The sequence below is a fragment of the Paraburkholderia sprentiae WSM5005 genome (genome assembly GCF_001865575.2).
In the GTDB taxonomy this organism is placed as follows: domain Bacteria; phylum Pseudomonadota; class Gammaproteobacteria; order Burkholderiales; family Burkholderiaceae; genus Paraburkholderia; species Paraburkholderia sprentiae.
The window spans coordinates 3,416,221-3,428,579 of record NZ_CP017561.2 but is presented as its reverse complement, the minus strand read 5'-3'; the positions used below and the strand labels follow the sequence as shown (position 1 = coordinate 3,428,579).

12 protein-coding genes are annotated in these 12,359 nt (G+C 65.0%); 9 read left to right on the top strand and 3 right to left on the bottom strand.

All coding sequences use genetic code 11. From position 1 onward, the window contains the following. Positions 1 to 131: 131 nt before the first annotated feature. The 9 genes from BJG93_RS15725 (at position 132) to BJG93_RS15685 (ending at position 9,741) form a co-directional block, all read left to right on the top strand. The gene (locus BJG93_RS15725) at positions 132 to 1,790 is read left to right on the top strand and encodes an ABC transporter substrate-binding protein (protein ID WP_027199155.1); all 1,659 of its coding nucleotides are present in this window, start codon (positions 132 to 134) and stop codon (positions 1,788 to 1,790) included. A 204-nt stretch (positions 1,791 to 1,994) separates the two neighbouring features. After that, positions 1,995 to 3,626, top strand: a complete 1,632-nt coding sequence (locus tag BJG93_RS15720) for an ABC transporter substrate-binding protein (RefSeq protein WP_027199154.1) — start codon at positions 1,995 to 1,997, stop codon at positions 3,624 to 3,626. Between the two features lie 140 nt (positions 3,627 to 3,766). Further along, positions 3,767 to 4,777 carry an ABC transporter permease subunit gene (locus tag BJG93_RS15715; RefSeq protein WP_027199153.1) on the top strand — a complete coding sequence of 337 codons (1,011 nt, stop codon included), beginning with the start codon at positions 3,767 to 3,769 and terminating at the stop codon, positions 4,775 to 4,777. 6 nt (positions 4,778 to 4,783) lie between these two features. Continuing rightward, positions 4,784 to 5,701 carry an ABC transporter permease subunit gene (locus BJG93_RS15710; protein WP_027199152.1) on the top strand — a complete coding sequence of 306 codons (918 nt, stop codon included), beginning with the start codon at positions 4,784 to 4,786 and terminating at the stop codon, positions 5,699 to 5,701. Positions 5,702 to 5,703: 2 nt separating this feature from the next. After that, positions 5,704 to 6,708, top strand: coding sequence for an ABC transporter ATP-binding protein (locus BJG93_RS15705; RefSeq protein WP_027199151.1), 1,005 nt, complete (start codon positions 5,704 to 5,706; stop codon positions 6,706 to 6,708). Next, complete coding sequence (locus tag BJG93_RS15700) at positions 6,705 to 7,724, top strand: peptide ABC transporter ATP-binding protein (protein WP_027199150.1); 1,020 nt, start codon at positions 6,705 to 6,707, stop codon at positions 7,722 to 7,724. Before BJG93_RS15705 ends, BJG93_RS15700 begins: the two co-directional genes overlap by 4 nt. Continuing rightward, the gene (locus tag BJG93_RS15695) at positions 7,717 to 8,943 is read left to right on the top strand and encodes a TraB/GumN family protein (protein ID WP_027199149.1); all 1,227 of its coding nucleotides are present in this window, start codon (positions 7,717 to 7,719) and stop codon (positions 8,941 to 8,943) included. The genes BJG93_RS15700 and BJG93_RS15695 overlap by 8 nt, the downstream gene beginning before the upstream one ends. Positions 8,944 to 9,157: 214 nt before the next feature. Continuing rightward, positions 9,158 to 9,466: a tlde1 domain-containing protein gene (locus BJG93_RS15690; RefSeq protein WP_051374445.1), complete on the top strand. Its 309-nt coding sequence runs from the start codon at positions 9,158 to 9,160 to the stop codon at positions 9,464 to 9,466. Beyond that, a complete protein-coding gene (locus BJG93_RS15685) occupies positions 9,463 to 9,741 on the top strand; it encodes a hypothetical protein (RefSeq protein ID WP_027199148.1) in 279 nt (92 codons plus the stop codon). The genes BJG93_RS15690 and BJG93_RS15685 overlap by 4 nt, the downstream gene beginning before the upstream one ends. Before the next feature lie 100 nt (positions 9,742 to 9,841). On the opposite strand, the gene pxpA is transcribed toward BJG93_RS15685, so the two are convergent. From pxpA to pxpB, 3 genes are read right to left on the bottom strand one after another with little or no spacing between them, the layout of a single operon-like run. Beyond that, on the bottom strand, positions 9,842 to 10,594 hold the full coding sequence (pxpA, locus tag BJG93_RS15680) for a 5-oxoprolinase subunit PxpA (RefSeq protein ID WP_027199147.1): 753 nt from the start codon (positions 10,592 to 10,594) through the stop codon (positions 9,842 to 9,844). A 19-nt stretch (positions 10,595 to 10,613) separates the two neighbouring features. Then, on the bottom strand, positions 10,614 to 11,666 hold the full coding sequence (locus BJG93_RS15675) for a 5-oxoprolinase subunit C family protein (RefSeq protein ID WP_027199146.1): 1,053 nt from the start codon (positions 11,664 to 11,666) through the stop codon (positions 10,614 to 10,616). After that, positions 11,663 to 12,316, bottom strand: coding sequence for a 5-oxoprolinase subunit PxpB (gene pxpB / locus BJG93_RS15670; protein WP_027199145.1), 654 nt, complete (start codon positions 12,314 to 12,316; stop codon positions 11,663 to 11,665). Before pxpB ends, BJG93_RS15675 begins: the two co-directional genes overlap by 4 nt. Positions 12,317 to 12,359: the final 43 nt, after the last annotated feature.

Sequence of the window (12,359 nt, the reverse complement as noted above, 5' to 3'; positions counted from 1 at the left end):
CGCGCGGTCTCCGCCAGTCTGGCGTGCGCGTCACATTTGTCCCAAATAGCGTGGTAAGTCCCTGTTGAAGCTCATTTTTGGGCTGTCTATCATCGAAAAGCAGCTAACCCGGCTGCTGTGCGGAGGACGATATGACAGTGACAAGAAAGACTGCGGCACACGGACTGTTCGCGCTTCACCAGTTCTGCGTGCCCGCTCTAGCCGCGCTCGCGCTCGCCACGAGCGGCCTTGCGCCCACCGCGTCGCACGCGGCCACGCTGCCCGACAAGACGCTGGTGTTCTGCTCCGAAGGCAGCCCGGCGGGCTTCGATACCGCGCAATACACGACCAGCGTCGAGTTCAGCGCCGGCTCGTACACGGTCTACAACCGGCTCGTCGAATTTGCGCACGGCAGCACGGACATCGAGCCGGGCCTCGCCGAAAAATGGGACGTGTCGCCCGACGGCCTCACCTATACGTTCCATCTGCGCCGCGGCGTCAAATTCCAGACCACCTCGTACTTCAAGCCGACCCGCGAATTCAACGCGGACGACGTCGTGTTCACCTACGAGCGCATGCTCGATCCCGAGAATCCGTTCCGCAAGGCGTATCCGGTCAATTTCCCGTACTTCAACGACCTCGGTCTCGCGAAGAACATCGCCAAAATCGAGAAGGTCGATCCGTACACGGTGCGCTTCACGCTGAAGGAAGTCGACGCGCCGTTCCTGCAGCAGATCGCGATGCCGTTCGCGTCGATCCTGTCGGCCGAATACACGGATCAGCTATTGAAGGCGGGCAAGGCGTCCGACATCAATCAGTACCCGGTCGGCACCGGTCCGTTCATCTTCCGCAGTTACACGAAGGACGACACGATCCGCTTCGACGGCAATCCCGATTACTGGAAGCCGGGCGTCGCAAAGGTCAGCAAGCTGATCTTCGCGATCACGGTCGATCCGGCCGTGCGCCTGCAAAAGCTGAAGCGCGGCGAATGTCAGGTGATGAGCTATCCGCGCCCGGCCGACATCGCGACCGTGAAGGCCGATGCGTCGCTTGCGATGCCGAGCGAAGTGGGCTTCAACCTTGGCTATATCGCGTACAACACGACCAAAAAGCCGCTCGACAACGTGCTCGTGCGCCGCGCGCTCGACATGTCGGTCAACAAGAAGGCGATCATCGACGCGGTCTACCAGGGCGCGGGCCAGGCCGCGACCAACCCGATGCCGCCGACGCAATGGGGCTACGACAAGAACCTGAAGGACGCGCCGTACGACCTCGACAAGGCGAAAGCGCTGCTGAAGCAGGCGGGCTATCCGGACGGCTTCGAACTGACGCTGTGGGCAATGCCGGTGCAGCGCCCGTATAACCCGAACGCGCGTCTGATGGCTGAAATGCTGCAGGCGGACTGGGCCAAGATTGGCGTCAAGGTGAATATCGCCACGTACGAGTGGGGCGAGTACATTCGCCGTGCGCACGCCGGCGAGCATCAGGCGATGCTGATCGGCTGGACGGGTGACTACGGCGACCCCGACAACTGGCTCGGCGTGTTGCTCGGCTGCGACGCGGTCAACGGCAGCAACTTCTCGAAGTGGTGCTACAAGCCCTATGACGATCTGATCAAGCAGGGCCGCAGCACCACCAACATGGCCGATCGCACCAAGGCCTATACGCAGGCTCAGGAGATCTTCAAGGACCAGGTGCCGTTCACGCCGATCGCGCATTCGACCGTCTATCAGCCGATCAGCAAGAACGTGACGGGCTTCAAGATCGATCCGTTCGGGCCGACACAATTCCTGGAGGTCGGACTGAAGTAAGCGGACGCGGCGCCCTTATTGCCCCGCTTTCGTCGCCGGGCGGCCCGAACGGGCCGGCCCGGCTGGTGGCAAAACCGCGGCAAAACGTTTGCGCGAAGTGTTTCCTATCGTCAACCGAGGGATTTTGCTCCGCTTGGTGGCCGGGCCAAGCTCAAGTAATATCCCGCTACGCTGGCGCAAGCCGGCCCTGAACCTGGAGGAAACATGAAGCAAAACAATCTGTTGCGCGTCGCGCGTGTCGCTGCGCTCGTCGCTGCCACAGCGGCATCCCTGGTGGGCGCGACGAGCGCGCAGGCTGCTGGGATCCCGAACAAGACTCTCGTTTACTGTTCCGAAGGCAGTCCCGCGGGCTTCGATCCGGCCCAATACACGACGGGCGTCGACTTCACGGCCAACACGTTCACCGTCTATAACCGCCTCGTCGAATTCGAGCGCGGCGGCACCAAGGTCGAGCCGGGCCTCGCCGAGAAGTGGGACGTGTCGCCCGATGGCAAGACCTATACGTTCCATCTGCGTCACGGCGTGAAGTTCCAGACCACCTCGTTCTTCAAGCCGACGCGCGAATTCAATGCGGACGACGTGATCTTTTCGTTCGAGCGCATGCTCGACCCGAACCAGCCGTTCCGCAAGGCGTATCCGGTGCAGTTCCCGTACTTCACCGACATGGGCCTCGATAAGCTGATCACGAGCGTCGAGAAGGTCGACCCGTACACGGTCAAGTTCACGCTGAAGGAAGTCAACGCGCCGTTCATCCAGAATCTGGCGATGGAATACGCGTCGATCCTGTCGGCTGAATATGCGGATCAGCTGCTCAAGGCGGGCAAGGCCGCCGACATCAACCAGTTCCCGGTCGGCACGGGTCCGTTCATCTTCCGCAGCTACACCAAGGACGCGACGATCCGCTTCGACGGCAATCCGGACTACTGGAAGCCGGGCGCGGTCAAGATCTCGAAGCTGATCTTCTCGATCACGCCGGACGCCGGCGTGCGCGTGCAGAAGATCAAGCGCGACGAGTGCCAGGTCATGAGCTATCCGCGCCCGGCCGACATCGCGCCGCTGAAGGCCGAGCCGAACATCGATATGCCGTCGCAGCCGGGCTTCAACCTCGGCTACCTCGCGTACAACGTGACGCACAAGCCGGTCGACAAGCTCGAAGTGCGTCAGGCGCTCGACATGGCGATCAACAAGAAGGCGATCATCGACTCGGTCTACCAGGGCGCGGGGCAACTCGCGACGAACCCGATGCCGCCGACGCAATGGTCGTTCGTCAAGAACCTGCCGGCCGCCTCGTACGATCCGGCGAAAGCGAAGGATCTGCTCGCGAAGGCGGGCTACCCGAACGGCTTCGAGCTCACGCTGTGGGCGATGCCGGTGCAGCGCGCGTACAACCCGAACGCGCGTCTGATGGCGGAAATGATCCAGGCGGACTGGGCGAAAATCGGCGTGAAGGCGAAGATCGTCACGTACGAATGGGGTGAGTACATCAAGCGCGCGCACGCGGGCGAAGACGACTCGATGCTGATCGGCTGGACCGGCGACAACGGCGATCCGGACAACTGGCTCGGCACGCTGCTCGGCTGCGAGGCGATCAACGGCAACAACTTCTCGAAGTGGTGCTATAAGCCGTTCGACGATCTGATCCAGAAGGGCCGCACGACCTCGGACGTGGCGGCGCGCACGAAAATCTACGGCGACGCGCAGCATATTTTCGCGCAGCAACTGCCGTTCTCGCCGATCGCGCACTCGACCGTGTATCAGCCGGTCAGCAAGAAGGTGGTCGACATGCGCATCGAACCGCTCGGCTACGCGCGCTTCGACGGTGTCAGCGTCAAGTAATCCGTAAAGTTCAAAAAGTACGCCGCAACACAGTACACTTTTCGCACGGTTAGAAAACTGCTCGAAATGGTCCGGCGACCGGGGTCACGAGCCCTCGTCGCCGGTTGCGTTTTTTCATCACCAGTACCATGGGAGCGAACATGTTCCGCTTCGTTTTGCGCCGCATCGGCATGGTGATCCCGACGTTCATCGGCATCACGATCCTCGCGTTCGCGCTGATTCACCTGATCCCAGGCGACCCCATCGAAGTGATGATGGGCGAGCGCGGCGTCGATCCGGCCATGCATGCGGCCGCGATGCACCGCCTCGGGCTCGACGAGCCCTTGCCAATGCAGTACTTCCACTACATCGGCCGCGCGCTGCACGGCAACCTCGGCACGTCGATCATCACCAACACCAGTGTGATGAGCGAATTCCTCGCGCGCTTTCCCGCCACCGTCGAACTGTCGCTCTGCGCGATGCTGTTCGCGCTGATCGTCGGCCTGCCGGCGGGCGTGTTCGCCGCGCTGAGGCGCGGCACGGTGGTCGATCACGGCGTGATGGGCACCGCGCTGACCGGCTACTCGATGCCGATCTTCTGGTGGGGCTTGATCCTGATCATGGTGTTTTCGGTCAAGCTCGGCTTGACGCCGGTGTCGGGCCGCATCGCGGTCGAATACGACATTCCGCACGTGACCGGCTTCATGCTGATCGACTCGCTGATGTCCACCGACGAAGGCGCGTTCAGGTCCGCGCTCAGCCATCTGATCCTGCCCGCGATCGTGCTCGGCACGATTCCACTCGCGGTCGTCGCGCGCATGACGCGCTCGTCGATGCTCGAAGTGCTGCGCGAGGACTACATCCGCACCGCGCGCGCGAAGGGCTTGTCGCCGGGACGCGTGATCGTCGTGCATGCGCTGCGCAATGCGCTGATTCCGGTCGTCACCGTGATCGGCCTGCAAGTCGGCACATTGCTTGCGGGCGCGGTGCTGACCGAAACGCTGTTTTCATGGCCCGGCATCGGCAAGTGGCTGATCGACGCGATCGGCCGGCGCGATTATCCGGTCGTGCAGGGCGGTATCCTGTTGATCGCGACGCTGGTGATCGTCGTGAACCTCGTCGTCGATCTGTTGTACGGCGTGCTCAACCCGCGCATTCGCCATACGAGGTAAATCACCGTGGCTGACATTCAAAACACCGTCCCGCAATCGGTCACCCCCCCGAGCGGCCGCGCCATCGCGGCACGCGAATTCTGGGCGAACTTCTCGCGCAACCGCGGCGCGGTCGGCGCGGGCGTCATCGTGCTGGTGCTGGTCTTCATCGCGATCTTCGCGCCGCTGATCGCGCCGCACAGCCCGATCGAGCAGTACCGCGACTTCGTGAAGATCCCGCCCGCATGGCTCGACGGCGGCAACTGGAAGTTCATTCTCGGCACCGACGAAGCGGGCCGCGACATCCTCTCCCGTCTGATGTATGGCGCGCGGCTGTCGTTCTGGATCGGCTTCGTGTCGGTGGTGCTCGCGTTGATTCCGGGCATCGTGCTCGGCCTCGTCGCCGCGTTCTTCGAGAAATGGGCCGACACGCCGATCATGCGCATCATGGACGTGCTGCTCGCGCTGCCGTCGCTGTTGCTCGCGGTCGCCGTGGTGGCGATCATCGGTCCGGGTCTGGTCAACACGATGCTCGCGATCGCGATCGTCGCGCTGCCGGGCTACGTGCGTCTGACACGCGCGTCGGCGCAGGGCGAGTTGCAAAAGGAGTATGTGACGGCGTCGCGCGTCGCGGGTGCGAGCACATTGCGGCTGATGTTCTCGCAGGTGCTGCCTAACTGCACTGCGCCGCTGATCGTGCAGGCAACGCTCGGCTTTTCGTCGGCGATTCTCGATGCCGCCGCGCTCGGCTTCCTCGGCCTCGGCGTGCAGCCGCCGTCGGCGGAGTGGGGCGCGATGCTCGCGTCGGCGCGCGATTACATCGACAGCGCATGGTGGATCGTGACGATGCCTGGCCTGTCCATTCTGATCTCGGTGCTGGCGATCAACCTGCTCGGCGACGGGCTGCGCGACGCGCTCGATCCCAAACTGAAACGGATGGCGTGACCATGAGCAATCTATTGACCATCCGCAATCTCGCGGTCAGCTTCGGCGGCCTGCCCGCGGTCGACCGCATCAATCTCGACGTCGCGCCGGGCGAAGTGGTCGGCGTGGTCGGCGAATCGGGCTCGGGCAAGAGCGTGACGATGATGGCGCTGATGGGCCTGATCGACGCGCCCGGCAAGGTCAGCGCCGACGAAATCACCTTCGACGGCAAGAACCTGCTGAAGGCCTCCGCGAGGGAACGCCGCAAGATCATCGGCAAGGACATCGCGATGGTGTTTCAGGACGCGCTGACGAGCCTGAACCCAAGCTACACGGTCGGCTATCAGATCAAGGAAGTGCTGAAGCTGCACGAAGGCTTGCGCGGCGCGGCGCTGGACAAACGCGCGCTCGAACTGCTCGACCAGGTCGGCATTCCCGACGCGAAGAACCGCATTGGCTCGTTTCCGCATCAGATGTCGGGCGGCATGAACCAGCGCGTGATGATCGCGATGGCGATCGCCTGCAACCCGAAGCTGCTGATCGCCGACGAGCCCACCACCGCGCTCGACGTGACGATCCAGGCGCAGATCATGGAACTGCTGATGCGCCTGCAGAAGGAACGCGGCATGGCGCTCGTGCTGATTTCGCACGATCTCGCCGTGGTCTCCGAAGTCGCGCAGCGCGTCGCCGTGATGTACGCCGGCGAGGTGATCGAGACGAACAAGGTGCCGGACATCTTCGCCGCGCCTCATCATCCGTATACGGAAGCGCTGCTCGCCGCGATTCCCGAGCACAACGTGGGCGCGGTGCGGCTCGCGGCGCTGCCGGGCATGGTGCCGGGCCGCGACGACCGGCCCAAGGGTTGCCTGTTCGCACCGCGCTGCAAGTACGTGGTCGACGACTGCACGAAGGCGCGCCCGGCGCTCGCGCCGCTGCCGGCTCACGCCGATTTCACGCGCGTGCGCTGCATCAAGCCGCTGAACCTCGAGAAGGACGCCAACGTTCACACGCAAGGAGGCGCCCGATGAGCGCAGTACCCGAAACCCGTCGCCAGTCGGGTCGCACTGGCGACCACGTGCTCGTCGCCGATCAGCTCGCGCGCTACTACACGGTCAAGCGCGGCATGTTCGCGCACGGCACGGTGAAGGCGCTGAACGGCGTGTCGTTCGCGCTCGAACGCGGCAAGACGCTTGCGGTGGTGGGCGAGTCCGGCTGCGGCAAGTCGACGCTCGCGCGTCAGCTGACGATGATCGAAACGCCGAGCGCGGGCCGCTTGCTGATCGACGGCGAGGACGTGGCCGGCGCGAATCGCGAGAAGATCGCGGCGCTCAGGCGGCGCGTGCAGATGGTGTTCCAGAACCCGTTTGCGTCGCTCAATCCGCGCAAGACCGTCGAGCAGACGCTCGGCGAACCGCTCGCGATCAACACGCAGATGAGCGCGACCGAACGCGCCGATCGGATCGCGCAGATGATGCGCACGGTCGGCCTGCGGCCCGAGCACGCGAAGCGCTATCCGCACATGTTCTCCGGCGGCCAGCGTCAGCGGGTCGCGATCGCTCGCGCGATGATCCTCGATCCGCAGATCGTGGTCGCCGACGAACCGGTGTCCGCGCTCGACGTGTCGATCCAGGCGCAGATCCTGAACCTGTTCATGGATCTGCAGGATCAGTTCAAGACGAGCTATGTGTTCATTTCGCACAATCTGTCGGTGGTCGAGCATATCGCCGATGACGTGATGGTCATGTACTTCGGCGGCGTCGCCGAACTGGGCGACAAGCAGCGCATCTTCTCGAAGCCGCGCCATCCGTACACGCGCGCGCTGATGTCGGCGACGCCGTCGATCTTCGAGGCGGACCGCACGATCAAGATCAAGCTGCAAGGCGAAATGCCGTCGCCGCTGAATCCGCCGTCGGGCTGCACGTTCCATCAGCGCTGTCCTTATGTGATCGACCGTTGCCGCAGCGAGGAGCCGAAGCTGCGTGAAGTGGACGGCCGCCTCGTCTCGTGTCACCGCGCCGAAGAGGTGGGGGACGTGGATGCCTGATGCGGTGGCGGCGCGTCGTCTTGCGCGCCGCTCGTGTGAAGGCGGCTGGGTGGCCGCCTTCGCGCGGCGCCGTGAGGCGCGTGCGCTGGAAGGCGCCGCGCCTGGCAGCGCGTTTGCTGGACGCTTCGCCCGTGTCGTTTTTCATACGCTGGCGCGTGCGGTTTTATCTCTGCTTGTTCCGGCGTCTCTGCCGGTTTTTTTTCGCGTAGCCTGCGCGCTGGCGGTGGGTGCGGCCCAAGCCGGCATCGCTCACGCCGCCGGTGCGGCGGCCAACGCGCCAGGCCCGGCGGTTCGTCCGGCGGTCACGGTGCCAGCCAGGCCGCCGCCTTCCATTGCGCCGCCCGCGGCGCCCGGCACCACGGCGAGCGGCCCGGTGCGCCAGCAACCGGCGCGCATGCCGTTCTATGTCGCGACGCGCGGCAATACCACCATCTACGTGCTCGGCACGCTGCACGTGGGCGACCCCGCCGACTATCCGGCGGGACAGCCGTTCCGCGCGCCGATCCTCGCGGCGCTCGCGGCGTCGCCGACGCTTGCGCTGGAACTGTCGCCCGACGAATTGCTGGTGTCGCAGGACGACGTTTCGAAGTACGGCGTGTGCAAGCGCGACTGCCTGCCGGGCCTGCTGCCTGAGCCGCTGTGGCGCAAGCTCGCGTTGCGGCTGCGCGGCAACCCGGCCGCGCTCGACGCGATCAAGAAGATGCGGCCGTGGCTCGCGTCGCTCGTGGTCGAGACCTACGACTCGCTGTCCGCGGGTCTTCAAACCGAATACGGCACCGAAGCGCAGTTGCAGAACGTGTATCTGAGGACGCGCGGCAAGATCGTCGGACTCGAAACGCTCGCGCAGCAGATGCGCGCGTTCACCGGACTGTCGGCTGCGCAGCAGCGTGAGATGCTCGCGCAGGATCTGGTGCAGACGCCCGCGCAGAACGTCGAGGACGTGCGCACGCTGCATCGGCTGTGGCGGGTCGGCGATGCCGATGCGATCGCCGCGTGGCAGGCGGCCAAATCGGAGAAGCTCGCGCGCGATCCGCGCGTCTCCAATTCGATCGACAACCGGATCGTCTATGAGCGCAATCGCCGCTTCGTCGCGAAGATGCTGCAACTCGCCGCGCCGAACAAGCCGCTGTTCGTCGCGATCGGCGCGCTGCATCTGGGTGGACCGAAGGGCGTGCTGCAGCTATTGCGGCAGCACGGGTTTGTGGTCGAGGCGGGGTGAGTTGGGGCGAGGTCGCCGGTGTGGCGGTGGGGTCGATCGGTAGCAACTGCGGACCACCCCGTATAGCGCGATCGCCGTGCTGAGGCAGTCCATCGCGATCAGCGTCGTGAACTTCTTGCGCATTTCTCGGAGGAGTCCGAGTCGTACCGCATCCGGTGCCTGTTAGCTTTGCCGAAAGTTTTCCGCAAGCAACTAACAGGGAGGAGATCCAAGGATGGCACAGGACATCTTTATCAAGATCGATGGTATCGATGGCGAATCGCAGGACGCGGCCTCGCACCGCGCGGAATGGTTTGCTCTGTACCACATCGACCAACGCATTGATGATTGGATGTTCGTAGACGGTGTGCGACGCGGCAGGTTTCGATTGCACCCGGTAGGACGATCTGGAGAAAGCGATGGTTGTATTACGCTTTCGTCCCGCGAGCAGTTCAAGGCGCTGCGGTCATACCTGAAAGCGCAGCCGCCCGCGTTCATTCCCGGAACGACGACCCGATACTACGGCACTCTCAACGTGAAATGAAAAAAGCGCTGATTGGTATTGTGCTCGCACTGGCGCTGACGCTTCCCATCGCAGTGGGAATTGCCCGCATGCCGGGTATTGATGAATGGTTTGCTAGCGGCGCGGGCTCTGAGTTTTTTGCCCCGCTTTTCAACGCGCTGGGTTCGGTCGGTGGAGAAAACAACACGGACATCATCGTCGCAACGTTGTTGGTTGTCAGTTTTCTGGTCTCGCTGATGTTAGTCGTTGTTTCTTTCGCGATATTTAGTCATTTGCGTCGTACGCACCGCCGTTGAAAGGCATCACGATAGATGCTCCGGGCCGGCAAACGCCCCGCATCGCAGCGGGGCGCTGGATCGGATCGGCGCGCGGTGCGGCCGACGATAATGCCAACCCTCAAACGCGCGCGGCGCCCGCCGGGTGCACTTCGATGCCGGCGTCGGCAAGCGCACCACGAATGCGTCGCGCGAACGCGAGCGCATGCGGGCCGTCGCCGTGCAGGCAGATGGTCTGCGCGTTCAGCGCGACCCATTGACCGTCGACGGCCTTCACGCGTTGCTCGCGGATCATCGTGAGCGTGCGCGCGAGCACTTCGTCCTCGTCGTCGAGCAACGCGCCCGGCTCCTTGCGCGGCACGAGCGAGCCGTCGGCTCGATAGCCGCGGTCGGCGAACACTTCCTCGATCGCGGTCAGGCCCGCGTTGCGCGCCGCGCTCACGAGCCCGCTGTTGGCGAGCGCGAACACCGCGACCGACGGATCGAAATCGTGCACCGCGGAGACGATCGCGTCGGCGATTTTCGCGTCGCGCGCGGCCTGGTTGTACAGCGCGCCGTGCGGCTTCACATGCGCGATACGCCCACCCTCGGCCTGCGCGATCGCCGACAGCGCGCCGAGCTGATACAGCACGCCCGCGTAGATATCGCCCGCCGGCAAATCCATTTCCTTGCGGCCGAAATTCTCGGGATCGTTGAAGCTCGGATGCGCGCCGATCGACACGCCTTTTTGCACGGCCCAACGCACGCAGTCGCGCATCGCGTTGGGGCCACCCGCATGCCAGCCGCACGCGATGTTGGCCGAACTCACGAGGTCGAGCAGCGCCTCGTCCGAGCCGCAGCCTTCGCCGAGATCGGCGTTCAGATCGATTTCCATGGGAATTCCTTTTTCAGCGTTATAGCGCCGCGAGCGCCGCCTGGCGCGCGCAACGCTCTTCATGCATCGCGATCGCGGCATCGATTTGCCGCAGATACGCGCGTTCTTCGAGCAAGGCCTGGCGCGCCTCGTAGAGCGTCGTGGGGATGAAACGGACAGCCGCGTTCAGGCGCACCTGCGCGAGCTTCCACAGATCGGCCTGGATCACTGCACCGATCTTCGGATAGCCGCCGGTGGTCTGCGCGTCGCTCATCAACACGATCGGCTGGCCGTTCGGCGGGACCTGGATCGTGCCGGGCAGCACCGCGTGCGACAGCAGATCGGTCTTGTGCGTGCGTTTGAGTTCCGTGCCGGCGAGGCGGTAGCCCATGCGGTTGCTGTTCGGCGTGACGAGCCACTCGTCGGACCAGAACGACTGCTGCGCGTCCGGGGTGAAGCTGTCATATTCGGGGCCGCGCAGCACGCGAATCGGGATGGCCCACGGCACGCCCGACGGATGCCGGCCGCGTCGCAATGGCTCGTCGACCAGCACGAACTTGCACCAGGCGGGCGCCTTTACGCCGAATTCGGGCGCCTCGGGCGTGACGCCGAGTTGGCCGCGCTGCGGCGGGACCCCGACCGGAAGACGGTCGCCGTCATTCAGCGCGCGGCCGCCGAGTCCGCCGAAATGGCCGGCGAGATCGGTGCTGCGCGAGCCGAGCATCGGCAGCACGTCGATGCCGCCCGCCACGCAGACATAGCCGCGCATGCCGCGCTTCGCCGCGTGCAGCACGAGTTCCTGGCCGGCCTGCACGGGCAGGCTCCACCACGAATAAACGGGTTTGCCGTCGAGCGTCGCGCCGAACTCGGTACCGGTGATCGCGACGCGCGTGGCGCGCAGAAAGCGCAGCACGGTCGGGCCGAAGGTGATTTCGAGGCCGGCCGCGCCGGGGCGGTTGCCCACCAGCCGGTTGCCGACTTCGAGCGACAGACGGTCGAGCGCACCGCCCATCGCGACGCCGAGATGCCGGTAGCCGTGGCGGCCGAGGTCCTGGATCGTGGTCTGAAGACCCGCGCGGATCACGTCGATCATGCGTGGAGCCCCGCGATCGTGAAGCGCACCCGGTCGCCGGGCTGCAGCAGTGTGGGCGGGCGGCGCGCCGGATCGAACAGCGGCACCTCGGTGCGGCCGATCAGCTGCCAGCCGCCCGGCGACACCGCTGGATAAATCCCCGTCTGCTCGCCGCCGATGCCGACCGAGCCCGCCGGGACCTCGAGCCGCGGCGACGCGCGGCGCGGCGTGTGCAGCGCGGCGTCGAGCCCGCCCATATAGGCGAAGCCGGGCTGAAAGCCGAGAAAGAACACCACGTAGGCGCCGCCCGCATGACGCTCGACGACCTCGCGCGCGCGCAAGCCCGTATGTTCGGCGACCGCCTGCAGATCCGGACCAAATACGCCGCCGTATTGCACCGGAATCTCGACGTCGCGCCCCGGCGCGGCGGCTTCGGCCACCGTGTTCCAAGCCGTGAGCAACTGCTCGCCGAGCGCGTCGGCGTCGGTCTCGAGCGGGTCGAACACGAGCGTCAGATTGTTCATGCCAGGCACGACTTCGAGCACCTGCGGCCAGTCGCGCGCGGCCGTGGCTGCGGCCCAGACGCGCTGCTGGCACTCCAGCGTAGCGGGTGGCGGCGCTTCGCAGACGAGCGCGGCATCGCCCAAGGGAAAAATTCGTGGTTGGTTCATGACTGGGCGGCCCGCAACGAGTCGGAACATGGGACGGACGGCG